The following is a 23,736-nucleotide window of genomic DNA, read 5'->3' on the forward strand; positions in this document are numbered from 1 at the left end:
TTTGTGCTGATTTACGAAGTTATCGCCAATGGGGCTGCTGATTGCAGATAGGGGATCGCCGCCCGTTGAACGCTTTTGCGGAGTTCCTATTTCCTTGCGATGAGCTTTCGTAAGGGGACACGACTCAATGGAGTTTTTTGCCGAGCATCTGGCATTTCTTTCAAGTCCAGGCGGATGGGCCGCACTGATCACGCTGGTGACGATGGAAGTCGTCCTTGGCATCGACAATCTTATTTTCATATCGATTCTGACCAATAAGCTTCCCGCTGAATTGCAATCCAAAGCACGGCGCATTGGCATTGGTGCAGCGCTCATTTTGCGTCTGGCATTGCTGTTTACGATCTCAATCATTGTGCAGCTCAAAGAACCGGTTTTCCACGCCTTCGATCATGGTTTCTCCTGGCGTGATATAATTCTCATCGCTGGTGGTCTTTTCCTCGTCTGGAAGGCGACCAAGGAAATTCACCACACTGTCGATCCGGAAGACGGTAAGGAGAACATTGGCGGCAAGGTCGTTCAGCTGACGATGAGTGCTGCCATTGTGCAGATATTGATCCTCGATCTCGTGTTCTCCGTCGATTCGATCATTACCGCTGTCGGTATGACCGACGAGATTGCGATTATGGTTATTGCTGTGCTCGCCGCCGTTACAGTCATGCTGCTCGCTGCCGATCCGCTGTCGCGGTTCATTGCCAACAATCCAACCATTGTGATGCTGGCACTGGGCTTCCTGTTGATGATCGGTATGACGCTGATTGCCGATGGTTTTGGCTTCCATGTGCCAAAGGGCTATATTTACGCGGCTATGGGCTTTTCGGCGCTGGTCGAGGCTCTCAATATGCTGGCTCGACGCAGGCGAAAACAGTAAAGTTTTCAGGCACGAAAAAGCCGCCCTCTTTTGAAGAGGGCGGCTTTGTTATGTTTGAGTTAGCGTGCGGCAGCTTTGAGAATGGCAGCACCGAGGGCTGACTTGATGAGCGCGCCGATGAGGAATGGCGTTACGCCGAAGGCGACGGCCTTTTCAATGCCGATAGCACCTGCAAGCCACATTGCACCCAGTGCAAGGCAGAGAAGATTGGCGGCAAGAAACGATACAAAAGCTAGGCCTACGCGCTTACCATTCCAGCCGCGTTCTGCCAGATAGCCTGTCATTGCTGCGATGATCGGAAACGAGACGAGATAGCCCGCCGTCGGGCCCGCAAAATGCTGGATGCCACCAGCGCCACCAGCCAGAACTGGCAAGCCGATCATGGCTTCGCCGAGCCACGCCAGAACGGTAATAAGGCCAAGACGCCAGCCATATAGTGCACCAATCAGTGGAACGATCAGTGTTTGCAGCGTGATTGGGACGGGAATCATCGGCACCGCGACCTGTGATGAAATCGCCAGAGCCAATGTGCCGAGTGCAATGGCTGCGAGACGCATTGCCGGTGAACGGGATTCAAGATTGAGTGGGCTGAACGTTGAGCGTGGTTGCGTGATGCTTACCATAGCGTCCTCAAATTATAGATAAAAATAAGATTCGATCTATTTAAATTCCAGCGAAACGCTGGATTTGGCAAGTGTGAAATTAATAAAATATATAATTCACTTATCACGAGGCGCAAAGTGCCCGGAAATCAAAGATTTATAGCTGTGACTTTAAATTGGTCAGCCGACGATAGCGAAGGAATCGCGTGTTTTGCCGGAAGCGGTCTTGACCGGACGATGGCCAATCCACTGCACATGGCGGGAAAGAATCGTCGCAGCGACATCGACATCATTTTGCCGGAGTGCTGTCAGAATCGCGCGGTGATCGTGATCTGTTCGGGTTTCCCATTCGGAGCGCCAGGTGGCAAACAGAAAGCGGGCGCTGGCCGCGTGGAGATCATCTATCGCGGCAAGCAGGCGCGGCATGTTGCAGGGGTCGAGAATCAATCGGTGAAACCGGCGATTGGCATCTTCCCAGCTTTTTACGTCGCGCGATTTATCGCCTTCAAGGGTTGCCTGTTCTGCGGCATCGAGTGTGGCGCGGGTGATATGCGGGGCCGCGTGACGTAGCGCCAGCACTTCAAGCGCTGCTCGCATTTCGGCAACTTCGTGGAGTTCACTGATATCAAATGATGCAACCCGCACGCCCCGGCGCGGTTCCGACACAGCAAGCCCCTGAGCTTCAAGCCGCCGAAACGCCTCGCGCACAGGCACATGGCTGGTTTCGAACTCTTCGGCAATATGATCCTGCCGCAGTTTGCTGCCCGGCTCAATCTCACCCGCAATGATGCGATCCGCGAGGATGCGGCTGATGCGGACGGCAATGGTTTCGCCGGGAGTTTCACTGGAGCGCTGATTCATGATTTTATAGATAATTTGTTTGCAACATCACGTCGAGACTTAAGTGCATTATCGACATAGGAATCAGCAAATTAGCGCTTTTGCTGGACGAATGAGGCTCAATTCCTTATAACGCGCGCATTCTGCACGGAAAGCACGGTGGCCCGAGCTGTGGCCTGCCCTATTCTCATGTGACGCTTTCTCCGTGCGCTTCATTAGAACAGAACAGGGGTGCCATGGCTGGCCATTCACAGTTTAAGAATATCATGCACCGCAAAGGGCGCCAGGATGCCGTGCGGTCGAAAATGTTTTCCAAGCTCGGACGCGAAATTACTGTCGCGGCCAAGCAGGGTCTGCCTGACCCATTGATGAACCCGCGCCTGCGTCTGGCAATTCAGAACGCCAAGGCGCAGTCTATGCCGAAAGACAATATCGAACGCGCTATCAAGAAGGCCGCCGGCAATGACGGTGAAAACTATGATGAAGTGCGTTACGAAGGCCGCGGCCCGGGTGGTGTTTCGGTGATCGTCGAAGCCCTGACCGACAACCGCAATCGTACCGCATCGAATGTGCGTGCTGCTTTCACGAAGTCGGGCGGCGCGCTTGGCGAAACCGGTTCTGCATCCTTCATGTTCGATCGCGTTGGCGAAATCGTCTACAAGGCCGAAGTCGGTGATGCCGATAAGGTCATGGAAGCAGCCATTGAAGCTGGCGCTGAGGATGTTCAGTCGGGCGAGGAAGATCACGTGATCCTTTGCGCCTTTGAAGACATCGGTGACGTCTCCAAGGCCCTCGAAGCCTCATTGGGTGAAGCCGAATCGATCAAGACGATCTGGAAGCCGCAGACCAATACCGAGCTTGATGAGGAAAAGGCACGCTCTGTCCTCAAGCTGCTCAATGCACTCGAAGACGATGACGATGTGCAGAACGTTTACACGAACTTCGAAGTCAGCGAAGAAATCATGGAAAAGCTGAGCGCCTGATTTCGGCTTTCAGTTCTGGATTGGAAAACTCCCGGTTTGTTCGGGAGTTTTTTTATTGTGCTGATGAAGAGTTGGGGGTCGCTTACCGCAATACAGCGGTTCCGGTTAATATTGAATCGTTGGAACCGCTGTAACTATTTGTTTTTACGCATTTCCGAACACAAAACCGGTTCCCACTTTTGCTGGAAATGCATTAATTCCTCATAAAGCTCATCCATTGCGCCGCTATCAGCCACATTCACCAATTTCATATGGTGAGTTTGTGCGGCAGCTTGCATTTCAATGTTTTCACGGAGAGAGCGTTCAATGAATTTATCGATGATAGCCTGATGAAGGGCGTCGGCTCTGCTGTAGCCAGTTTCGCTGCGCATTCGCTCTTGCAGAAAATCGGCTTCCGCATAAAGACAAACGCAGCTCGTGAAAGCCGGGTTGAGCGTTGCAAGATATTCGGGGCGTAGCGCTGCGCCTTCAAAGATGAAAGGCCTTCGGGCGTGGATTTCATCTTCAATTTTTCGCCTGATAACAGGCCAGATATTTTGATGGTGCACTTTCAGAAACCAATGAATCGTCTCTGATGACAAGTGTTGATAATATTCAGCGATTGTGGGGCGAACTGTTGGCCACGGACGTCCGGGATGACGGGCAAGTTCATCTGTAGAAATGACGTTCCATCCAAGCTTATCGGCAAGCCGGTGAGCAAAAGAAGTTTTGCCGACATGAGACGTGCCGGTAATCATTATGCCTGAAAGCGCTCTCATCATCATTGGAGTAAAGATTAGAGCGTTTGTTCGTACTTTAAAAGCCGCAACAAAAAACCTCGCCGAAGCGAGGTTTTTCGTAAGTTCATCAATGACGGTATTAGATACCGAGATTGCCGAAACGGTTCTTGAACTTGGTTACGCGGCCACCGCGATCAAGCAGGGTCTGCGAACCACCGGTCCATGCTGGATGCGTGGATGGATCGATATCGAGATTCATCGTATCGCCTTCCTTGCCCCAGGTAGAGCGGGTTGAATATTCAGTGCCATCGGTCATCACGACCTTGATGGTGTGGTAGTCGGGATGGATATCAGCTTTCATCTTCTCAATCCTGAAAGTCTGGGAAGAAAAGCCCAGCTCTAATGTTAAAAACTGCGGCACTTTCGCCCAATGGCAGATATGAAGACCCGTTACTTGCAGGCAACGGCTTCCAAAAGGGTTGGCGAGCCTATACATCAGGCGCACAGCAATAACAAGGGCGCAATCTCAAGAATGGCCAGCAGAGACAGTCAAATTCGCATGAATCCCGATTTCGATGCACAGGAAGGCCGTAAACGCCGCTCGCTGAAGCCTCTGAAGCGCATGGTTCCCTTCCTTTCACGCTATAAGATTCTGGTTGTGGGCGCTCTTTTCTCGCTGGTTCTTGCTGCCGTGACGACGCTTGCCGTTCCAGTCGCTGTGCGCCGGATGATCGACCACGGCTTCACGGGTGCCAATGCTATCTTCGTCAATAATTACTTTGGCATGCTTGTGGCACTCGCGCTCGTTTTGGCTGTTGCCTCGGGGCTTCGCTATTTCTTCGTTATCTCGCTTGGCGAACGTGTGGTTGCCGACTTACGCAATGCGGTGTTTTCGCATGTGACGAGTCTTTCGCCGGAATTCTTTGACCGCTCGCAATCGGGCGAAATCGTTTCGCGCCTGTCTGTCGATACCACGCAGATCAAGTCAGTTGTTGGCGCGACTGCCTCTGTTGCGCTCCGGAACCTTATTTTGGGCATTGGCGCGCTCATCATGATGGTGATCACAAGCCCGAAGCTCTCGGCACTGGTGATTGGAGCCATTCCGCTGATCGTTATCCCGCTGATTGCATTTGGGCGTTCTGTACGCCGTCGCTCGCGCATGACGCAGGATATGCTTGCCCACGCCAATGCCTATGCCAGCGAACAAATCGGTGCCATGCGCACTTTGCAGGCCTTTACCAATGAAAATATGGTGGTGGGTCGTTTTGCGGGTGCGGTCGAAAAGGCCTATCAGGCTGCAAGGTCTTCGATCAAGGCCCGCGCAATCCTGACCGGCTTTGCAATTTTCCTGATCTTTTCGAGTGTTGTTGTAGTGCTCTGGTTCGGTTCGCGTGATGTGCTTTCCGGCACTATGACTGCGGGGACATTGGGCCAGTTCGTTCTCTATGCCGTCTTTGCGGCCAGTGCGTTTGGTGCGCTTTCAGAAGTGGGCGGCGAACTTGCGCAGGCAGCGGGCGCTACAGAGCGGCTTGCAGAAATACTGGATGAGAATCCCGATATTGCAGCGCCTTTGAAGCCGGTCGCATTGCCGGAGCCGCCGCGTGGCGAAATCAGCTTCGATGCAGTGCATTTTTCTTACCCTTCACGCCCGGACGCTCCGTCACTCAATGGCGTGAGCTTCACTGTAAAGCCCGGTGAGACGGTTGCGATCGTTGGGCCATCAGGTGCTGGTAAAAGCACAATCTTCTCGCTGGTGATGCGCTATTACGACCCTCAGACGGGTTCTATACGGATGGACGGTGTGGCACTGCCTGAAGCGGATCCGGTCGCTGTGCGCGCGCGCATTGCTGTTGTTCCACAGGACGTAGCAATCTTTGCAACAAGCATTCGCGAGAACATTGGCTTCGGCAGACCTGGTGCGAGCGATGCAGACATTGAAGCTGCCGCGAAGGCCGCCTTGGCGCATGATTTCATTCTGGCACTCGACAAGGGTTATGACACAGAGGTGGGCGAACGCGGCGTTACGCTTTCCGGTGGTCAGCGACAGCGCATTGCTATAGCGCGCGCTGTCTTACGTGCTGCACCAATCTTGCTGCTCGATGAAGCGACATCTGCGCTGGATGCCGAAAGCGAAATGCTGGTGCAAAAGGCGCTCGATGTTCTGATGGACAATCGCACAACGCTAGTCGTTGCTCACCGTCTGGCAACCGTGCTTAAAGCCGACCGTATTCTGGTGCTCGACAAGGGTCGAATTGTGGAAGAAGGCACGCATCAAACACTCGTTGCTCAGGGCGGTATTTATGCGCGCCTTGCCAAGTTGCAGTTTGAGGCAGGCGCTGGAGCCTTTGGTATTTAATGTGAAGGGGGGCGAAAGCCCCCTTTACAGCGGTTCCAGTTAATATTGAATCGTTGTAACCGCTGTAACTATTTGTTTTTACGCATTTCCGAACGCAAAACCGGTTCCCGCTTTTGCTGGAAATGCTTTAATTCACGTGCATCTTATTCGAAAACCGCCTCACCCTTTTTGGGATGTGCTCTTTTATCTCTCAGTCAGTTTCAACTCGATACGACGGTTTCTGGCGCGGGCATCTGGTGCGTCTGAACTATCGAGGGGCTGATATTCGCCAAAGCCGGCTGCGACGAGCCTATTGGCTGGAACGCCATTGGCGATCAGATATTTGACCACAGCCGTCGCACGCGCCGACGAAAGCTCCCAGTTGTCGCGGAAGCGCCCGGTGCCTGCAAGCGGCACATTATCGGTATGTCCATCCACGCGCAGAACCCAGTTTATATCGTCCGGGATTTCCTGATTGAGCGTGATAACCGCATCAGCGAGCTTTTTCATTTCGTCCTGACCCGCAGGGTTGAGGTCAGATGAGCCTGTCGGGAAAAGCACTTCCGACTGGAACACGAAGCGGTCGCCGACAATGCGGATGTTTTCCTTGTCAGAAAGAATCGCACGCAGGCGGCCGAAGAAATCCGACCGATAGCGGTTGAGTTCCTGCACGCGCTGCGCCAGCGCCACATTGAGCCGGCGGCCAAGGTCGGCAATCTTGGCATTCGATTCGCGGTCACGCGATTCGGAAGCATTGAGCGCATCTTCAAGCGCTGCTATCTGGCGCCGAAGCGCAGAAATCTGCTGATTGAGCAGCTCAACCTGTGAAAGCGCCTGCGCACTGACCTGCTTTTCCGAATCAAGGCTCTGGCTGAGTTCGCCCGCCCGCTTTTCTGCAGCAGCACCCGCGCCGGTTCCTTCATTGAGCAGAGCTTGCAGGCGTGAACGCTCGCTTTCAGCGCCTGAAAGTGAGGCTTGCAAGTTGGCAATCGTGTCCTGCATATCCTGCGAATTGCTTTTTTCAAGCGACAGAAGCTGTGTCAGTTCCTGTATCTGGCTGTTGAGACGCGCCAGCGCGCTGTCCTTACTGTCGACATCGCGGCTTAGCAAAAACTGTCCCAGCACGAAGACCGTCAGCAGGAACATAATGGCCAGGAGCAGGGTCGTCAGCGCATCGACAAAGCCTGGCCAATAATCGACATGACGCTGTGGGCGGCGGTTACGAGCAAGACCCATGATGCTTACTCCGTCCGCTTGTTGTCGGTCGGACGCTCGTTTGCGGTTTTCGAGCCGATGGCTTTGTTAAGACGGTCCAGCGTCTCGCGGATGGCTTTTTGTTCCTCGGCCTGTTTTTCGACCCAGTCACGCATCATCTGTTGTTCGCTGCGCATGCTTTTGACGAGGCCCTGAATTCCTTCAGCCAGATTGGCGAGTGCTGCTGATGTGCGCTGGCTGGAAGCCTCGTCCCCTTTCAGGTTTTGCACGTGTTCAGCGAGGTTGCGAATACCGCCAAGATTATCGTCGGGTGTCAGATCGGAACTAAGGTCCGTGACTGACGAAAGCCAGTTTTCCAGTTCGGTGTAGAAACGGTTTTGCGCGCGTCCTGCTTGCAGATCGAGAAAACCTAAGATTAGCGAGCCGGAAAGGCCGAAGAGTGAGGAGGAGAATGCAGTGCCCATGCCGGAAAGCGGTGCCTGTAAGCCCGCTTTAAGCGAATCAAGCACATCCGTAGTGCTACCCGAACTTGGGTCCAGTGACTGAATGGTTTGTCCAATGGAACCTACAGTTTCAAGCAGACCCCAGAAAGTGCCGAGCAGGCCGAGGAACACTAGAAGGCCGATCAGATAGCGCGATATATCGCGGCTTTCATCAAGGCGTGTGGCGATCGAATCGAGGATGGAGCGCATCGACGCTGTCGTGAGTGCCATGGATTGCCTGCGCCCGATCAAAGCACGCATGGGAGCAAGCAGCACAGGCGGGCGCGTGGCTCCGTCGCGTTCGCCGTCTCGGAATGAATTAACCCATCGGATTTCCGGGAGCAGTCGCAGCACCTGACCAAAGGCCAGCAGAATTCCCACGAGCAGCACAAGGAAGATCAAGCCATTGAGGCCCGGATTGGTGACGAAGAATGTATGGATCTGCCGCATCAGCACCGCAGCCAGGAAAGCGACAATGATGAGAAAGATGACCATGGAGAGAATGACAATTCTCGGGCTGCTCAGGCGGTAGGGGTCATAGTCCCGTGCATCGTCCAGTCGTTCCCGTGAAAGTCTCAAATCGCTCATGCGTCCTGCTCCATGGTCGGGTGCTCAAACAGAATCCTACTTCATTAGTTCATGAAGCGGAATCATCTGAAACAAGAAAATTGCACAGCTTTATGACGTTGGCTCTCAGCTTTACGATGCGGACAAAAACAAATCTTCCAATGCAGCTTTTATATTAATATTGGTAGCTAAAATAACTTTAGAGAATGCTTCTTTTAGTATAAAAAATTGTTATATCAATTTAAATAAAATATTGGTCTTTTTAATTATTCAGATCTTGCTATTTATTTTTGGTACACTCAAATATAGAAAGGGATATTATCATGCATTGGTGGAATATACTTGGGAAGGTACTTGAAGTTATCGGTAAGGCTCTGTCGTATTTCTAATACTAATTCGTTGTTTTATAATTAAATTAAGACAAAGCCGAGCGATTTATCGCTCGGCTTTGTTTGTCCACTTTGTTGATTCGATCCAAAGAAAAAGAAGAGTGGATCAATAAAGTAATGGAGCTTGTTTTTAGATAGGTTTCTTGATGGTCTTCAACAGTGCGCCATGAATGGCTTCATTGCCTGCAACAATGGTCTTGGTGCCGAAGATATCCTGACCGCCATTCTTATCGGAAATAAAGCCACCAGCTTCGCGGATCATCAGCATACCTGCGCCGAGATCCCAGGGATGCATGCCATCTTCCCAGAAACCGTCAAGACGGCCCGCAGCAACATAGGCCAGATCAAGGGCAACAGCGCCCATGCGGCGAATGCCAGCCGTTTCGGCCATGACATTGCGCAGTTCGACCAGGTAATGGCCGTGATGGCCGCGACCCAGATGCGGTATGCCGGTGCCGATTACGCAATCGACCAGCTTTGAACGGGCCGCAACACGCAGACGACGATCATTGAGGAACACACCACCACCGCGTTCAGCCGTGTAGAGTTCGTCCATAGCTGGATTGTAGATTACGCCCGCAACGATCTGTCCCTGACGCTCAAGAGCGATAGAGACTGCGAAAACTGGAATACCGTGCAGGAAGTTGGTGGTGCCGTCGAGTGGATCAATCAGCCAGCGATGCTGACCGTCCTTGGATTCGACCTCACCCGATTCTTCCATCAGGAAGCCGAAATCAGGGCGGGCGCGGCTCAATTCCGTGTAGATGATCTTTTCCGCTTTGCGGTCGGCCTGGCTGACGTAGTCGCCGGGACCTTTAAGGGAAACCTGAAGGTTCTGGACTTCGCCGAAGTCGCGCGCAAGGCTGCGGCCGGCCTTCATAGCGGCCTGTACCATGACATTGAGAAGGGCTGAGCGGGCCATTTCTTTTATCCTTTTTGGCGTGATCCCGAAACGTGGCTTCCAGCTGGATCACACAGTTTATAGTAGACATCTTGATGTTTCTGACGCCAAGGCATCTGAAAACAATCGGGGAATTGAGTAATCTGAGAAAGAACAGTCACAGCTTCGCACTTTTCGGGATGCGCTTTGGCTGTGACGAAACATGCGACGCCTGAAACAAGCGCCGCATGTTGATAAGCATATTTATGCGCGGCTGATGTAGGTCAGCTCGTTGGTATCAACGATGACGCGCTCGCCAGATGCGATAAATGGCGGAACCAGAATGCGGATGCCATTTTCAAGAACAGCTGGCTTGTAGGAAGAAGCAGCAGTCTGGCCTTTGACGACCGGATCGGCTTCAGTGATTGCGAGCGTTACCTGATCTGGAAGACGGATGCCGATTGGCTTTTCTTCGTAGAGTTCAACGGTGACCATCATGCCGTCCTGAAGGAAGGCCGCGCGGTCGCCAACGAAATCTTTCAGGAGTTCGAGCTGTTCGTAGGATTCAGTATCCATAAAAATCAGCGCTTCACCCTGTTCGTAGAGGAACGAGAAATCCTTCTGTTCCAGACGAACGCGCTCGACGGTTTCAGCAGCGCGGAAACGTTCATTGAGCTTGGTACCGGTGATGAGGTTCTTCAGTTCAACCTGATTGTAGGCGCCGCCTTTGCCGGGCTTGACCGCATTGGTCTTGACCGCAACCCACAGGCCGCCATCATGCTCGATGACATTGCCGGGGCGGATTTCGTTACCATTGATCTTCATGAGCTTAATCCGGGAATAAATGTGAAAACTGTTGCGGCCCGGCGCATCACGACAGAAAGGCAATCTCCCGCTTTATTTCGGGGATTGCGTCCATCTTTAACTCGAACCACGATAATCGGGTCTCCAAGACCATAAAACGAGGCTTTGTGCAAGCCTGAGCAAGCATTCAGCTCGTTTTGAATCTCTAAACCGGCGTCAAATCCATCAATTAGGCGGTGGTTTTTCGGGTATTTTCGATCCTGCGGCTCTGGGGTTCATCGCAATTTCTTGTGGCTTGATGCCAAAATCTGCCCTATGTCCGAACACCAGTTCCCCGTGCGAGATCGCAGGAGATCTGGTTTATCGCAGTAGTTTTGCCGCTCATGCGGGCAGGGCACTGCAACCAGTCTTCATGTTATCCGCAGACATTTTGGAGAGACATATGAGAACCATTGTGAAGGCATCGCCTGCGTTTCGCCGTCAATATGTTCGTTCTGCCGTGGCAGGTTTGTTGGTCTCTACCTTTGCGGTTATGTCCGCTCCGGAGCTTGCGACAGCAGCATCGCCAGCAGTCAGTGCGCATCAGCACGATGCTGCGGTTTCAGCGCCCGACGCTGCAACTGTTTTGAAGTCCATCTACAATGTTGCAGGCGATGGTTCTGATTCCTACGATGTTGGAAAAGGCGTGACGGCGACCTACTGGTTCGGTCATGCGTTTGAGCGCGATGGAAAGCAGTACTTCACCGGTTTTGCCTGGGAAACTCTTGAAAAGCAGGGTGATTCCGGCGAGGCAGAGGCGGCCCCCGAAGCGCAGGTTAATCTGTCTGAAGCAACCTTCATGCTTTCTGACGGATCGTGGTCCCTCCAGCATGCCGCGCGAGATATCGGTGCGATGGGATCTTATGAAAAGCCCGATGAGGTCGACACCGATCGCAAGGCGGTGGAACATCGCACGCCAGCAGGTAAACTGGTGCTGGCAATCCCGATTGCTGGTTTTGACCGTGGCACGTCTTACAATGGCTATGATGTATTTGCATTGGGCAAGTCATGGACACATGTCGGCTATCTTCTGGCGGGCGAAGATAATGGTGCGGCCTGTTCAGATGGCGAGGTCATGCCATGTATATCCAATCTGGGAGAGGTGACTTTCGCTCCTGATGACAAGTCCGATATGCCGAAACTTGTTGTAAATTTCAGCGGAACAACAATTTCCGCGCCGGGTAAGACACGTGAGCTCAGTGCTGCCGATGCTGCGACCTACATTTATGATGCCAGCAAGAAGGCTTACGAAAGTCAGTAAGGCTATGCCGTTCCAAAGAATGAAAAAGCGCGTCACTTCTGGTGACGCGCTTTTTGCATTTTCAAAGTGGACGATGCCCGAGATTACCGGACGCGAAGGCTGTTAGCGGTCTGGATCGCTTCTTTGAGTTGCTCGTCGGACAAGCCATCCATCATGTCATTGAGATCGGGCGAATGGAAACCGGCGCGCTGCGCGATGACATACCAGGCGGCAGATTTTACCAGATCACCATCTGTACCGATGCCATCACGATAAAGACGGGCGAGCCATGCCTGTGCCAGGACCATACCGCGCTGGGCGGCAATCTGCATCCAGCCAAAGCCTTGTTCGTAATTGCGGTCGCCGCCACGACCTTCGATCAGCCAGCGTCCCAGATCATATTGAGCGGTGTCGTAGCCTTTGCGTGCAGCGAGAAGCAGATATTCCCGCGCCTTCTTTTCATCTTTTGCGATTTTGTCAGTGCCATTGGCGTAAATCTGGCTGACTGCATATTCTGCATCAGGCAGTTTTGCTGCAGCAGCCTTTTCAAACCATGGGAAGGCCTGATCAATTCCTGCCTTGCCGGATGCCTTCATCATGACGAGCTGGCCGTAATTGAACTGTGCCATAGCATTGCCGCCTTCGGCAGCTTTCTGCATCAGTTGAGTGGCCTTGGCGGCATCTTTCTGAATGTATCGGCCCTGAAGCAGCAAGGCGGCGTAACGAAACTGCGCTTCGTTAACGCCATTTTCTGCGGCCTTGGCATACCATTCGGCAGCCTTCTTCTGATCGGCAGGCACACCCAGCCCACGGGCATAGATTTCAGCGATAAGCGTTTGCGATGCTGGGTCACCTTTTTCAGCCTGTGGCTTGGCGAGATTGAAGGCCGTCAAATAAAGTCCGCGCTGATAGGCGCCAAAAGCTTCATCGGCAGGTTTATCGCCGAACCGGCTTGGATCGATGTGAGGCAAAGTGTTTGTCGACGCTGGCTGCGGCAGCATCTTTGGCTTTTCCGCAGGCTTGTCGCTTTTACCGTCATGCTTTTTTTGAGCGCTTGCCGGTTCGCCTGCAGCCATTGCAGCAGGGACGGACGCGACAAAGATCAAAGCCGTGGCGAGAAGAATTCTGCTCTTCATGGGGGCGTACAAAACCTTGGCGGATTTAGTTTTCGAAACGAGGGGCATTTTCATCAAGAAGGCGGTTGGCTTCCGCTACGGCCTTTGCAGGATCTTCTGCTTCAAAGACTGCGCGGCCAAGGGCTACAAAATCAGCACCGGTCTGTGATGCTTCAATGACGCTTTCAATTGTATTTCCAGCCTGTGCGACGCTTGGAATTTCGACCAGTTCAGCCCACCATCCGGCCAATGCCAGATTGCGAGGGTGAGCATCTGGCTTGTTATCCGCGCCAATTTTGCCAAAGAAAACGTAATCGGGCTGCAATTCACCAATTTCCATAGCGCTGTGACGATCACGAAGATTGCCCGTTCCAACGATGAATTTCGGTGTGTGCTTCTCGATGGCTTCCGCAAGCTCTGCAGCCTTGCCTTCAATGTGAATGCCATCCGCGCCGACACGGCCGGCAATACGCGTATCGTTGAGAATGATTGCAGCAGCGCCTTTTTCCTGGATAACGGCAACGGCCTTTTGGGCAGATGCCTGAAAAGTCGCTTCATCCAGATCGCCGCCGTCGAGAATCACGCTTGCGACATCGCCACCTGAAAGCGCTGCGGACAGGAGTTTCGCCAACGCATCACCATTTGAGATCGGTGGTGCAACCAGCAAAAGGCGGCAGCGTTCGTTATCTTTTGTAGCAGTTGGCGCGTTCATAAACCAAACCTAGCGAAAAATGTTGATGGAATTCGGGCATAAAGTAAGAGGGGTTCATTGAACAGCCCCTTTACATTTTCGGGACATTTGCGGGCCAATGTTCGGGGGCGATGAAAGTCTCATGTTGGCATTATGTTATCCACTGGAACGAAAGTTGATTGGAACCAACCGGGTTCCGCCGGAATTACCCGCTATATAGACGGCAATGAGTGCTGCGCTATTGCAGACGAAAAACAAACGGCAGGCAGGCGAAATGACGAATGAAACGGCGAAAATAGTGCCAAAAGTTCGCGATACACGCATCGACGTGTTTCGTGCTTTGGCCCTGCTTACGATTTTCATCAATCATGTACCCGGTACGATTTATGAGCACTTCACGCACAAGAATCTCGGCTTTTCTGATTCTGCCGAAGCTTTTGTTCTGATTTCAGGCATGGCTGTTGCGTTGGCCTATGGCGGCAAATTTGCGCCAGGCAATCGTCTCGTGCTGACATTGAAAATGTGGCGCCGTGCGTGCGTGCTTTATACGGCGCATATTATGACGACGCTTGCGACCATCGGAATTTTTGCTGCTGCCGCCATTTTCCTCAAGCATCGTGAGCTTCTGACCCAGATCAATATCGGCCCGCTGGTCAAGCAGCCGGTAGAATCTTTACTGGGTCTCGTCACGCTGGGTCATCAGCTTGGCTATAACAACATTCTGTCGATGTATGCCGTCATGCTTCTTATGACGCCGCTGCTGCTACTTCTTGCGCGCATCAGCCTTTCGCTGATGGTTGCTGTGTCGGGCACAGTCTGGCTGTTGTCGGGCCTTTATGGTGTAGCGCCTATCAACTATCCGACCGGAGGCGTCTGGTTCCTTAACCCGCTATCGTGGCAGTTCTTGTTTGCAATTGGTATTGCTGGCGTCATCCATGTGCGTCGCGGTGGTAAGTTGCCAACACATCCTGCGCTGATTGCAGTAGCAGTTGGTTATCTGGTTCTCTCACTGGCCTGGGTTCGTATTCCGCTTTGGGGCATTGACGCATCAATGGGCATGCCGGCAGTTCTGACCGGTTTCGACAAGACCTTTCTTTCTGCTCCGCGTCTTCTGCATGTATTGGCGATGGCCTACCTGATTGCTGTCGTGCCGACACTGAACAGCATCGCGCGCACGGCACCGGATAATCCGCTCGCTATTCTCGGCAAGCATTCGCTGCCCGTCTTTATCGCGGGTACGCTGTTGGCGATGGTGGCACAGGTCATGAAGCTGATTAATCCAGGTGGCCTGCCATATGATACACTCTTGATCGCAACGGGCGTGGTGATGCAATTTGCACTTGCTTATTATCTTGAGTGGCTGCCAACCATCGGTTGGGGCAAGAAGCCCGCTGCGAAGCCTGTGGTGTCCGAGGGTTCCAAGACTCCTGTCACTTCAAGTCCAAAACCTGCGTTACAGCGCGGTTAATAAGCCAGTTTTAAAAGCCGCCTTCGGGCGGCTTTTTCGTTTGGGTGTATTCTGAGAATAACGATTTTTCCACAGCTCGAACGTAAAATTAACCCTTCATTAATCTTAACGGCGTTAAATGGTTTACATCCAGTTCGGCTGGATTCTTACCGAGTGGTTTAGCCACTCTGTTTGACGCCTCCCTGTTAAACTCCTGAGAGCCGCCTTTGCGGCTCTTTTTTTATGCGCTTCATAGAATCAAGTGCATCTGGGACTGTCTGGCGTCCAAACTTTTCACGCTTTGTTTAAATCTGCCGAAAAATATTAACCGAACGTTAAACATAAACTTGCGCGACCGTGCATGAAGGTGCAGTTTGTCGTGGACTTGTCTAACGCAGCTGTTCCGTCCCAGCTCTCCCCATGGTCGAACAGCGGTTCAATAATTTCATTCGCATTCATTTGACGAGAATGCGAGCAACAGAATGATCGCCCGTTGTGCGGTCATGTAAGGTGGCAGAGCAGTGATTAGCGAACAGGGACAGATGCCGGGTAACATGATCAGCCTTGCTGAACGCATGGTGTTCTCGGATTCCTTCAAGCCGATTTACAGTGAAGGCATGGATATGGTCGAGGAAGCCGCAAGCTATCTCGACGGTGAAGGCCGCGAAGACGCGCGTAATCTCTCGCGCGTTGCCGCAACGCTTTATGCTGCCGAATCGATGCGCCTGACCACCCGTCTCATGCAGGTGGCGTCCTGGCTTCTGTTGCAGCGCGCCGCTCGCAATGGTGAAATGTCTCGCCAGCAGGTCGAGGCCGAGAAGGCGAAAGTTCGTCTTGATACGCCTTCGGCTGGTGAAGTGGCGACCGGCTGGAATGAACTGCCATTCGCATTCATTGAACTCATCGAACGCTCAATCCGCCTTCAGGCGCGCGTCCGTCGCATGGATCGTAATGTTTATGGTGAAGTCGTTTCACTGCAAACTGCTCCACGCGGCAATCCGGTTTCGGATCAGATCGTGTTGCTTAAGACGGCTTTCGGCGCCTCTTAAAAACTGCTGATATTTCGGCTGTGATGGCCTGCAAATGACGCTCTTTTGCGCTTCCGGTGCTCATGTACCTTTTAGTACACTCCGCTCCGGTTCTCAAAGAACGGCATTTTCGGCGGATCACAGCCAAAATCTACCCAGTTTTCCTGCATCAGCAGATGTGTATGTTTCTCTTTTGTTCACTTTTGTGCTGTCAAGTGAACCTGTCTGAGGATAGGGTTCACTTATGAAAGAAACGATTCGCATCATTGGTATTGATCCAGGGCTCCGCCGCACCGGTTGGGGCGTTGTCGAATCGCTTGGAAATTCCCTGCATTTCATCGCTTCCGGTACGGTAACCTCGAATGCTGAAATGGATCTGGCTTCGCGGCTTTGTCAGCTGCATGAGGGCCTTTCCAAAGTCCTGCATGAATTCATGCCCCATGAAGCAGCGGTTGAGCATACATTCGTCAACAAGGATGCGACGGCCACGCTGAAGCTCGGGCAAGCGCGCGGCATTGCGCTATTGGCACCGGCACAGGCGGGACTTCCGGTTGCGGAATATGCGCCAAATGCTGTCAAGAAGGCGGTGATTGGCGTTGGCCATGGCGAAAAGCAGCAGATTCATATGATGGTGAAGGTTTTGATGCCGCGTGCAACATTCGATACCAGCGATGCTGCCGATGCGCTCGCCATCGCAATTTGTCACGCACATCATCGGCAAAGTATTGTCAGCGCACGCAGGATGCAGGCGCTTTTGAGTTAACGCGCATTTGGTCCTGAAAACCATTTTACACTTTCGGGATGCGCTTTTAGCGGGGTAGCACTGATATGATCGGCAAGCTTAAGGGCGTGATCGATGAAATCGCTGAGGATCATGCTGTTATTGACGTGCATGGTGTCGGCTATGTTGCCTTTTGTTCCGCCCGCACGCTCGGTAATCTGGGTGGGGCAGGCGAGGCGGCTATTCTGTTTATCGAGACCTATGTGCGCGAAGACATGATCCGCCTCTATGGCTTCGGATCACAGCTTGAACGCGAATGGTTTCGTCTGTTGCAGAATGTGCAGGGCGTGGGTGCCAAGGTGGCGCTTGCCGTGCTTGGAACATTGACGCCACCTGAGCTTGCCAATGCCATTGCACTGCGTGATCTCGCGATGGTTTCGCGTGCGCCGGGCGTCGGCAAGAAGGTGGCCGAGCGCATTGTTACTGAATTGAAGAACAAGGCACCTGCCTTTGCGGGTGATGCAAGCGGGACTATCGGTCTTAAGCAGGAGCTGGGCGCAGGTGCAGCCTCTGCTCCCGTAACAGATGCGGTTTCAGCACTTTCCAATTTGGGTTATTCGCGCGATCAGGCAGCGAATGCCGTAGCTGCGGCTTTGAGGGAAGCCGGTGATGATGCCGATTCGGCCAAGCTTATTCGCCTCGGCCTGAAGGAGCTGTCGCGGTGAGATACTTGCCTGATTTCAGCGATCATGCGAGGAGGGAGCCATGAGCGACCGTAATCCTCTTATCGATGCTGACTTGCGTGGCGAAGACGCCGACAGCACCTTGCGTCCACAAACGCTTAACGATTTTGTTGGGCAGGCGGCGGCGCGCGCCAATCTCAAAGTGTTCATCGAAGCTGCCAAGGTTCGCGGTGAAGCACTCGATCATGTGCTCTTTGTGGGGCCTCCGGGACTTGGCAAGACGACGCTCGCGCAAATCATGGCCAAGGAACTTGGCGTTAATTTCCGCTCAACGTCTGGTCCGGTGATTGCGAAGGCCGGTGATCTGGCCGCCCTTCTGACCAATCTTGAAGATCGCGATGTACTCTTTATTGATGAAATTCATCGACTGAGCCCGGCCGTTGAGGAAATCCTCTATCCGGCGATGGAAGATTTCCAGCTCGACCTCATTATCGGGGAAGGCCCGGCAGCACGTTCGGTCAAGATCGATCTGGCGAAGTTTACGCTGGTCGCAGCAACGACGCGGCTTGGTCTTCTGACCACGCCTTTGCGTGATCGTTTCGGTATTCCGGTAAGGCTCAATTTCTATACGGTTGAAGAGCTCGAATATATTGTGCGCCGTGGTGCTCGCATTATGCAGATGGGTATTTCGCCGGATGGTGCTCTGGAAGTAGCGCGCCGCTCGCGCGGGACACCGCGTATTGCGGGCCGTCTGTTGCGACGTGTGCGCGATTTTGCGCTGGTCGCGGGTGCTGATGTCATAGATCGCAAGATTGCCGACGAAGCTCTGTCACGGCTTGAAGTGGATAATCGCGGCTTTGACCAGCTTGACCGGCGTTATCTGGATATGATCGCCCGTAATTTTGGTGGTGGCCCAGTCGGGATTGAAACCATTGCGGCCGGCTTGTCTGAGCCGCGTGATGCTATCGAAGACATTATCGAACCCTATATGATCCAGCAGGGCTTTCTGCAGCGCACGCCGCGCGGACGTGTTCTAACTGCGCTCGCGTGGCAACATATGGGGCTGGCAGCACCTGCCGAGGTGGTCCAGCAGTCGCAGTTCGGCCTTTTTATGGAAGACGAATGACGGATAAAATCGATCAAGCCGCAGCGCAATCTGTTTCGGGTGAGTTGAGGGACGGTGCCCATTATCTTTATGCGCGCATCTATTATGCTGATACGGATTTTTCCGGCTTCGTCTATCACGGTCGTTATCTCGAATTTTACGAGCGTGGCCGCACCGATTTTCTGCGCTTGCAGGATGTCAACCATATCGAGCTTGCTGAAGGCGCGCTTGGCGAAGAAATGGTCTGGGTCGTTCGTCGTATGGAAATCGACTATAAATCGCCCGCAAAAATGGATGATCTCATCCTGGTCGAAACACGGGTGAGCGAGATTCGCGGCGCGCGCGTAATCATGGCGCAGAAGATCACTTGTGGGGATCGGCTGCTGTCGGAGGCCAAGGTTGAAGCGGTCATGATTACCAAACAGGGCCATCCCCGCCGTATTCCGGATGAATGGCGCGAAGCTTTCACGAAGGCCGACTGATTTTTTGAGTTGCCCTGCAATAATTAACGGGCAAGCTCGCCTTCTCAGCAAATGCTAACGCATCTTTAACCATAATATTCCATTAATGATGATGACGGAATCGGTTGAAGGGCCGGGTTGAAGCGCAGCGCCTTCCTTTCACCAAAATTAACCGTAACAAGCGCTTTGAGGATTTAAAGTTGAAATCCGGAATGGCGGTTGTGGCGTAGAGCGTCAGCATATCCGTCAGGGTGTGCAAATAGCTCCCGCATAATTCCTTGAATGAATTCAATTCAGGGAATTATGCATAAACTTAAGTTGTTAGAGCGTCCTTTGTGCATCCCAAGGGACGCACGGCGCTCTAATGATAAAGCTGCGCAGGTTGAGACGTTCGGAAGCGGATGTTTCTTGAATAATTTGCGATGCCGCCCGGTCAAGAGGCCGGGCGTTTGGATTCGAGGACGGTAGATCGATGGAAAATGTTGCGCTCGCGGCCCCTGCCGCCGATATTACCCTCTGGGGCCTGTTCATGCAGGCGGGCTGGGTCGTTAAGCTGGTTATGCTTGGTCTCGTGGTCGCCTCGGTCTGGACTTGGGCTATCATCGTGGACAAAATTGTTGCTTACGGACGCGCGCGTCGCGCGATTGATCGCTTTGAACAAGCGTTCTGGTCCGGGCAGTCACTGGAAGAACTTTACCGCAATCTCAATGATCGCCGAACGACTGGTATGGCCTCCATCTTCATGGCTGCCATGCGCGAGTGGAAAAAGTCGTTTGAGAAGGGCGCACGTTCTCCGATTGCACTTCAGATGCGTATCGACAAGGCAATGGATGTGGCTCTGGCGCGAGAAAGCGACAAGCTGGAATCGCGACTAGGCTTTCTTGCTACAATCGGTTCTGCTGCTCCGTTTATCGGCCTGTTCGGTACGGTTGTTGGTATTATGACGTCGTTCCAGGCAATTGCTGCATCGAAGAACACCAATCTCGCGGTGGTGGCACCGGGCATCGCCGAAGCGCTGCTCGCAACAGCTATTGGTCTGCTTGCCGCTATTCCAGCAGTTATCGCCTACAACAAGCTTTCGAGCGATGCGGGTAAGGTCAATGGCCGGCTCGAAGGTTTTGCGGATGAGTTCTCTGCCATACTGTCGCGCCAAATTGATGAGAAGCTGACGCCGCGCAGCTAAAGCATGTCGCGGAAAAGTGGGAACCGGTTTTCCGCGACATGCGTGAAAGCAAAAAATAGAGCGTTCCAGCATCAAAGCTAAAACGAGCCTTCGGGAATATTGAAATGGGCATGTCAGTTGGAAATCAGGGAATGCAGTCGGGTGGTCGCCGCAGGCGTGGCCGCAAGAAGGCATTGATGAGTGAAATCAACGTTACGCCATTCGTGGACGTGATGCTGGTGCTGCTTATCATCTTCATGGTTTCTGCCCCGCTTTTGACGGTCGGTGTGCCTATTGATCTGCCAGATACGCAGGCGAAAGCCATGAATGCTGACACACAGCCGATCACCGTATCGGTGAACAGCGAAGGCCAGATTTATCTGCAGGAAACTGAAATTCCGCTTGATGAAGTTGTTGCCAAACTTCAGGCGATTGCCAAGACCGGTTACGAAGAGCGCATTTTCGTGCGCGGTGACAAGTCTGCCGATTACGGCACTGTCATGAAGGTCATGGCTCGCATTTCCGCCGCCGGTTTCAAGAATATCGGCCTTGTGACACTCCAGGAGCAGGATAGCTGACGCCATCATGAAGGCTGGCCTGACATCTTCTGTAGCGCTCCATACCGTCGTTATCGCGTTGGGGCTCTTCTCCTTCTCCTCGCCGAAGGCATTCGACGTGCAGGATTCGGAGTCGTTTCCGGTCGACATCGTGCCGATCGAATCGATTACCCAGATTCAGCAGGGCGATAAAACCGCGCCGATGAAGGAAAAGTCGGCGCCTGTTCCGACGAAAAAGCCGCAGACTGTTCCTGAAGCTCAGAATTTCGGCGATCAGGAAGTCGATAGCCAAACGCCACCACGGCCTGAAAATAAGGCCAAGCCGATTGAAGCGGCTGAGGAACCAAAAGCGCAGCCGGAGCCGGTGAAGAAGCCGGAACCGAAGCCCGATCCTAAGCCAGAACCCACGCCGCAGGAAAAACCGACGCCGGTGCCCGCGACGGAAGTTCAGACCAAACCGGAAGAAAAACAGGAAGTGAAACCTGATCCGGTTGCTGAAGCGATCGAAAAACAGGCCGAAACGCCAGATCAGACCGCGCCGAAACTGCCGGACAATGTTCCTGCACCACAGGCAAAGCCAAAACCGCCGCAGGCGCAAACGGCTAAGACACCAGACCGCAAGCCAACGGAAGATCAGAAGAAGTCCCAAACTGCTTCTCAGACATCGCAGTCGAAGAATGACGCCATTGCTGATGAGGTCGCCGCCCTGCTTAACAAGCAGAAGGCATCCGGTGGTGGTGCAAAGCGTTCGACCGATCAGGCATCGCTGGGCGGCAAGAAGAATACGGGCGGCTCGAAGCTGAGCCAGAATGAAATGGATGCCCTTCGTGGCGCGATTTCCAAGTGCTGGAACGTTCCTGCCGGTGTGGCAGATGCACCAGGACTTGTCGTGACGGTGAAGATGCGTCTCAATCAGGATGGTTCTATCCAGGGTTCCCCCGAGGTGACATCTGGTGGTGGTGGAGATGGTGTGGGTCGTGCCGCAGCTGAAAGCGCCAAGCGCGCTGTGGCTCGTTGCGCACCATACAATCTGCCTGCAGACAAATATGACAACTGGTCGGAAGTGATCGTCAACTTCGACCCGAGCGAAATGTTCTGATCAGCTTGACTGATCACTCCTAACGAATGCCTGAATGAGGCCCGCCAATAAGGCCCCTCAATAAGGTCTCTGCATAGTTCCCTAGGAATTATGCAGCAAATCTAAACTGTTAGAGCGACCTTTGTGCGCCCAAGAGGGCGCACGGCACTCTAAGGACAAAAGAGGTCCCTGAAGACATGAAGATCGGCATCATGAAAACAAAGATCCGGACAGTTTTTTCGGCTTTCGCCTGTATGATTGCTGCAAGCCTTGTTGCTACCATGCCTGCTCGTGCGGTGGTGGAAATCAACATCAACAAGGGTGTGGTAGAGCCATTACCGGTAGCGATCACGGATTTCCTTTCGGGCGATCAGCTCGGAGCGAATATCACCTCGGTCATTGCGGCAGATCTTGAGCGTTCGGGCCTTTTCGCACCGATCAACAAGAATGCTTTCATTGAAAAGATTTCCAACCCGGACGCAACACCGCGTTTTGAAGATTGGAAAGTCATCAATGCGCAGGCACTGGTCACGGGCCGTATTACAAAGCAGCCGGATGGCAGGCTCAAGGCTGAATTTCGTCTCTGGGATACGTTTGGTGGCCAGCAGCTGATCGGTCAGCAGTTCTTCACAACACCGGATAACTGGCGTCGTGTTGCTCACATCATCGCAGATGCGATCTATGAACGCCTGACCGGTGAAAAAGGCTATTTTGACACCCGCGTTGTTTTCGTCGATGAATCGGGTCCGGCACAGAAGCGTGTGAAGCGCTTGGCTATTATGGATCAGGACGGCGCGAATGTTCGATACCTTTCCGATGGTCGCGCCATTTCACTGACGCCGCGTTTCTCGCCAAATCGTCAGGAAGTAACCTATATGTCGTTCGAAGGCGGTTCGCCGAAGGTGTACCTGCTGCAGCTCGAAACCGGCCAGCGTGAGCTTGTTGGCAATTTCCCAGGCATGACGATTGCACCACGCTTCTCGCCAGACGGCCAGAAGGTTGTGATGAGCCTTCTTCAGGATGACGGCAGCGCGAACGTCTACACGATGGACTTGCGTAATCGCACCACAACGCGCCTCACCAATAGTCAGGCGATTGATACCAGTGCATCCTATTCGCCAGACGGTTCGCAGATCGTATTTTCATCTGACCGTGGTGGACGCCCACAGCTCTATGTGATGGGTGCCGATGGTTCCAACCCGCGTCGTATATCTGCCGGTGACGGTAGCTACTCCACTCCAGTATGGTCGCCACGCGGTGATTTGATCGCCTTCACAAAACAGTCGCAGGGACAGTTCTCCATTGGCGTCATGAAGACCGATGGTACGGGCGAGCGTCTGTTGACCTCAGGCTTTCACAATGAAGGTCCGACCTGGGCTCCGAATGGTCGCGTCCTGATGTTCTTCCGCAAGGCAGCAGGTGCCGGTGGCTCAAGGCTGTTTACGATTGATCTGACGGGCCGCAACGAACGCCAGATACAGACGCCGAATTTCGGTTCCGACCCGGCCTGGTCGCCGCTGCTCGACTAAAGCATGTCGCGCTCAAATGGATTCCTTTGAGCTCCCGCGAACATGCGACAGTTAAAAGAATCTAGAGCGAGCGCCATGGGTGCGATTAAGCGCGGCACGCTCTACAGCATAATTCCTTAAACTTGAATCAGTTTAAGGTAAAATTATGCTGTAAATATAGAGTGTTAGAGCGACCTTTGTGCGCCCAAGAGGGCGC

The 23,736-nt window shown here is 53.1% G+C and carries 24 protein-coding genes; 14 read left to right on the top strand and 10 right to left on the bottom strand.

The features are described from left to right. The first annotated feature begins 127 nt into the window (after window positions 1-127). Window positions 128-868, top strand: coding sequence for a TerC family protein (locus QBD00_RS17850; RefSeq protein ID WP_095447339.1), 741 nt, complete (start codon window positions 128-130; stop codon window positions 866-868). A 59-nt stretch (window positions 869-927) separates the two neighbouring features. On the opposite strand, the gene QBD00_RS17855 is transcribed toward QBD00_RS17850, so the two are convergent. Both QBD00_RS17855 and QBD00_RS17860 read right to left on the bottom strand, forming a co-directional pair. After that, complete coding sequence (locus tag QBD00_RS17855) at window positions 928-1,491, bottom strand: biotin transporter BioY (RefSeq protein WP_318580148.1); 564 nt, start codon at window positions 1,489-1,491, stop codon at window positions 928-930. A gap of 159 nt (window positions 1,492-1,650) precedes the next feature. Next, entirely contained in the window at window positions 1,651-2,331 is a 681-nt protein-coding gene (locus QBD00_RS17860; RefSeq protein ID WP_095447337.1) for a GntR family transcriptional regulator, read from the bottom strand. A 215-nt stretch (window positions 2,332-2,546) separates the two neighbouring features. Between QBD00_RS17860 and QBD00_RS17865 the strand changes: the two genes are divergently transcribed. Next, complete coding sequence (locus tag QBD00_RS17865; protein WP_095447336.1) at window positions 2,547-3,293, top strand: YebC/PmpR family DNA-binding transcriptional regulator; 747 nt, start codon at window positions 2,547-2,549, stop codon at window positions 3,291-3,293. 134 nt (window positions 3,294-3,427) lie between these two features. On the opposite strand, the gene QBD00_RS17870 is transcribed toward QBD00_RS17865, so the two are convergent. Then, on the bottom strand, window positions 3,428-4,054 hold the full coding sequence (locus QBD00_RS17870) for an AAA family ATPase (protein ID WP_412535044.1): 627 nt from the start codon (window positions 4,052-4,054) through the stop codon (window positions 3,428-3,430). Window positions 4,055-4,151: 97 nt separating this feature from the next. Continuing rightward, on the bottom strand, window positions 4,152-4,373 hold the full coding sequence (gene rpmE / locus QBD00_RS17875) for a 50S ribosomal protein L31 (protein WP_094505480.1): 222 nt from the start codon (window positions 4,371-4,373) through the stop codon (window positions 4,152-4,154). A gap of 69 nt (window positions 4,374-4,442) precedes the next feature. Between rpmE and QBD00_RS17880 the strand changes: the two genes are divergently transcribed. After that, window positions 4,443-6,368 (top strand): ABC transporter transmembrane domain-containing protein, encoded by a 1,926-nt coding sequence (locus QBD00_RS17880; protein ID WP_318580150.1) that lies wholly within the window; start codon window positions 4,443-4,445, stop codon window positions 6,366-6,368. 183 nt (window positions 6,369-6,551) lie between these two features. Here QBD00_RS17880 and QBD00_RS17885 read toward each other — a convergent pair whose 3' ends face one another. From QBD00_RS17885 to efp, 4 genes are all read right to left on the bottom strand, one after another. Then, window positions 6,552-7,583 (bottom strand): peptidoglycan -binding protein, encoded by a 1,032-nt coding sequence (locus QBD00_RS17885; protein WP_318580151.1) that lies wholly within the window; start codon window positions 7,581-7,583, stop codon window positions 6,552-6,554. A gap of 5 nt (window positions 7,584-7,588) precedes the next feature. Then, window positions 7,589-8,632 carry a MotA/TolQ/ExbB proton channel family protein gene (locus QBD00_RS17890; protein WP_264233202.1) on the bottom strand — a complete coding sequence of 348 codons (1,044 nt, stop codon included), beginning with the start codon at window positions 8,630-8,632 and terminating at the stop codon, window positions 7,589-7,591. Between the two features lie 498 nt (window positions 8,633-9,130). Continuing rightward, window positions 9,131-9,922 carry an inositol monophosphatase family protein gene (locus QBD00_RS17895; protein WP_095447332.1) on the bottom strand — a complete coding sequence of 264 codons (792 nt, stop codon included), beginning with the start codon at window positions 9,920-9,922 and terminating at the stop codon, window positions 9,131-9,133. Between the two features lie 222 nt (window positions 9,923-10,144). Next, window positions 10,145-10,705: an elongation factor P gene (efp, locus tag QBD00_RS17900; RefSeq protein ID WP_095447331.1), complete on the bottom strand. Its 561-nt coding sequence runs from the start codon at window positions 10,703-10,705 to the stop codon at window positions 10,145-10,147. A 421-nt stretch (window positions 10,706-11,126) separates the two neighbouring features. Here efp and QBD00_RS17905 point away from each other — a divergent pair, with 421 nt between their 5' ends. Beyond that, window positions 11,127-11,984, top strand: a complete 858-nt coding sequence (locus QBD00_RS17905; RefSeq protein ID WP_318580152.1) for a hypothetical protein — start codon at window positions 11,127-11,129, stop codon at window positions 11,982-11,984. A gap of 83 nt (window positions 11,985-12,067) precedes the next feature. Here the strand turns inward: QBD00_RS17905 and QBD00_RS17910 are convergent, their stop codons facing one another. Both QBD00_RS17910 and QBD00_RS17915 read right to left on the bottom strand, forming a co-directional pair. Beyond that, window positions 12,068-13,099, bottom strand: a complete 1,032-nt coding sequence (locus QBD00_RS17910; RefSeq protein ID WP_095447330.1) for a tetratricopeptide repeat protein — start codon at window positions 13,097-13,099, stop codon at window positions 12,068-12,070. Window positions 13,100-13,124: 25 nt separating this feature from the next. Further along, the gene (locus tag QBD00_RS17915) at window positions 13,125-13,790 is read right to left on the bottom strand and encodes a thiamine phosphate synthase (RefSeq protein WP_151095120.1); all 666 of its coding nucleotides are present in this window, start codon (window positions 13,788-13,790) and stop codon (window positions 13,125-13,127) included. A gap of 253 nt (window positions 13,791-14,043) precedes the next feature. Between QBD00_RS17915 and QBD00_RS17920 the strand changes: the two genes are divergently transcribed. The 10 genes from QBD00_RS17920 (at window position 14,044) to tolB (ending at window position 23,540) form a co-directional block, all read left to right on the top strand. Further along, window positions 14,044-15,237 carry an OpgC family protein gene (locus QBD00_RS17920; protein WP_318580153.1) on the top strand — a complete coding sequence of 398 codons (1,194 nt, stop codon included), beginning with the start codon at window positions 14,044-14,046 and terminating at the stop codon, window positions 15,235-15,237. A 521-nt stretch (window positions 15,238-15,758) separates the two neighbouring features. Next, a complete protein-coding gene (locus QBD00_RS17925) occupies window positions 15,759-16,265 on the top strand; it encodes a DUF1465 family protein (RefSeq protein WP_318580160.1) in 507 nt (168 codons plus the stop codon). Window positions 16,266-16,488: 223 nt separating this feature from the next. Next, entirely contained in the window at window positions 16,489-17,007 is a 519-nt protein-coding gene (ruvC, locus tag QBD00_RS17930) for a crossover junction endodeoxyribonuclease RuvC (RefSeq protein ID WP_095447328.1), read from the top strand. A 65-nt stretch (window positions 17,008-17,072) separates the two neighbouring features. Then, the gene (ruvA, locus tag QBD00_RS17935) at window positions 17,073-17,690 is read left to right on the top strand and encodes a Holliday junction branch migration protein RuvA (protein WP_095447327.1); all 618 of its coding nucleotides are present in this window, start codon (window positions 17,073-17,075) and stop codon (window positions 17,688-17,690) included. A 40-nt stretch (window positions 17,691-17,730) separates the two neighbouring features. Continuing rightward, window positions 17,731-18,774: a Holliday junction branch migration DNA helicase RuvB gene (ruvB, locus tag QBD00_RS17940; protein ID WP_095447326.1), complete on the top strand. Its 1,044-nt coding sequence runs from the start codon at window positions 17,731-17,733 to the stop codon at window positions 18,772-18,774. Further along, window positions 18,771-19,235, top strand: a complete 465-nt coding sequence (locus QBD00_RS17945; RefSeq protein ID WP_095447325.1) for a YbgC/FadM family acyl-CoA thioesterase — start codon at window positions 18,771-18,773, stop codon at window positions 19,233-19,235. Before ruvB ends, QBD00_RS17945 begins: the two co-directional genes overlap by 4 nt. Before the next feature lie 451 nt (window positions 19,236-19,686). After that, window positions 19,687-20,397, top strand: coding sequence for a protein TolQ (tolQ, locus tag QBD00_RS17950; protein WP_024895714.1), 711 nt, complete (start codon window positions 19,687-19,689; stop codon window positions 20,395-20,397). A 104-nt stretch (window positions 20,398-20,501) separates the two neighbouring features. Then, the gene (gene tolR, locus QBD00_RS17955; protein WP_024895713.1) at window positions 20,502-20,954 is read left to right on the top strand and encodes a protein TolR; all 453 of its coding nucleotides are present in this window, start codon (window positions 20,502-20,504) and stop codon (window positions 20,952-20,954) included. A gap of 7 nt (window positions 20,955-20,961) precedes the next feature. Continuing rightward, window positions 20,962-22,032: a cell envelope integrity protein TolA gene (locus QBD00_RS17960; RefSeq protein ID WP_095447324.1), complete on the top strand. Its 1,071-nt coding sequence runs from the start codon at window positions 20,962-20,964 to the stop codon at window positions 22,030-22,032. Between the two features lie 176 nt (window positions 22,033-22,208). Then, the gene (tolB, locus tag QBD00_RS17965; protein WP_318580154.1) at window positions 22,209-23,540 is read left to right on the top strand and encodes a Tol-Pal system beta propeller repeat protein TolB; all 1,332 of its coding nucleotides are present in this window, start codon (window positions 22,209-22,211) and stop codon (window positions 23,538-23,540) included. Window positions 23,541-23,736: the final 196 nt, after the last annotated feature.

The organism is Ochrobactrum sp. AN78 (assembly GCF_029909885.1).
GTDB lineage: Bacteria > Pseudomonadota > Alphaproteobacteria > Rhizobiales > Rhizobiaceae > Brucella > Brucella quorumnocens.

Bases quoted from the DNA above. Each gene is read 5' to 3' on its own strand.
- QBD00_RS17870 (WP_412535044.1), bottom strand. From the start codon at position 4,054: ATGATGAGAGCGCTTTCAGGCATAATGATTACCGGCACGTCTCATGTC.
- QBD00_RS17920 (WP_318580153.1), top strand. From the start codon at position 14,044: ATGACGAATGAAACGGCGAAAATAGTGCCAAAAGTTCGCGATACACGC.
- QBD00_RS17895 (WP_095447332.1), bottom strand. From the start codon at position 9,922: ATGGCCCGCTCAGCCCTTCTCAATGTCATGGTACAGGCCGCTATGAAG.
- QBD00_RS17945 (WP_095447325.1), top strand. From the start codon at position 18,771: ATGACGGATAAAATCGATCAAGCCGCAGCGCAATCTGTTTCGGGTGAG.
- QBD00_RS17960 (WP_095447324.1), top strand. From the start codon at position 20,962: ATGAAGGCTGGCCTGACATCTTCTGTAGCGCTCCATACCGTCGTTATC.
- QBD00_RS17910 (WP_095447330.1), bottom strand. From the start codon at position 13,099: ATGAAGAGCAGAATTCTTCTCGCCACGGCTTTGATCTTTGTCGCGTCC.
- QBD00_RS17865 (WP_095447336.1), top strand. From the start codon at position 2,547: ATGGCTGGCCATTCACAGTTTAAGAATATCATGCACCGCAAAGGGCGC.
- QBD00_RS17880 (WP_318580150.1), top strand. From the start codon at position 4,443: ATGGCAGATATGAAGACCCGTTACTTGCAGGCAACGGCTTCCAAAAGG.
- QBD00_RS17915 (WP_151095120.1), bottom strand. From the start codon at position 13,790: ATGAACGCGCCAACTGCTACAAAAGATAACGAACGCTGCCGCCTTTTG.
- ruvC (WP_095447328.1), top strand. From the start codon at position 16,489: ATGAAAGAAACGATTCGCATCATTGGTATTGATCCAGGGCTCCGCCGC.
- QBD00_RS17850 (WP_095447339.1), top strand. From the start codon at position 128: ATGGAGTTTTTTGCCGAGCATCTGGCATTTCTTTCAAGTCCAGGCGGA.
- QBD00_RS17855 (WP_318580148.1), bottom strand. From the start codon at position 1,491: ATGGTAAGCATCACGCAACCACGCTCAACGTTCAGCCCACTCAATCTT.
- ruvA (WP_095447327.1), top strand. From the start codon at position 17,073: ATGATCGGCAAGCTTAAGGGCGTGATCGATGAAATCGCTGAGGATCAT.
- QBD00_RS17890 (WP_264233202.1), bottom strand. From the start codon at position 8,632: ATGAGCGATTTGAGACTTTCACGGGAACGACTGGACGATGCACGGGAC.
- efp (WP_095447331.1), bottom strand. From the start codon at position 10,705: ATGAAGATCAATGGTAACGAAATCCGCCCCGGCAATGTCATCGAGCAT.
- rpmE (WP_094505480.1), bottom strand. From the start codon at position 4,373: ATGAAAGCTGATATCCATCCCGACTACCACACCATCAAGGTCGTGATG.
- ruvB (WP_095447326.1), top strand. From the start codon at position 17,731: ATGAGCGACCGTAATCCTCTTATCGATGCTGACTTGCGTGGCGAAGAC.
- QBD00_RS17905 (WP_318580152.1), top strand. From the start codon at position 11,127: ATGAGAACCATTGTGAAGGCATCGCCTGCGTTTCGCCGTCAATATGTT.
- tolB (WP_318580154.1), top strand. From the start codon at position 22,209: ATGAAGATCGGCATCATGAAAACAAAGATCCGGACAGTTTTTTCGGCT.
- tolR (WP_024895713.1), top strand. From the start codon at position 20,502: ATGGGCATGTCAGTTGGAAATCAGGGAATGCAGTCGGGTGGTCGCCGC.
- tolQ (WP_024895714.1), top strand. From the start codon at position 19,687: ATGGAAAATGTTGCGCTCGCGGCCCCTGCCGCCGATATTACCCTCTGG.
- QBD00_RS17860 (WP_095447337.1), bottom strand. From the start codon at position 2,331: ATGAATCAGCGCTCCAGTGAAACTCCCGGCGAAACCATTGCCGTCCGC.
- QBD00_RS17925 (WP_318580160.1), top strand. From the start codon at position 15,759: ATGCCGGGTAACATGATCAGCCTTGCTGAACGCATGGTGTTCTCGGAT.
- QBD00_RS17885 (WP_318580151.1), bottom strand. From the start codon at position 7,583: ATGGGTCTTGCTCGTAACCGCCGCCCACAGCGTCATGTCGATTATTGG.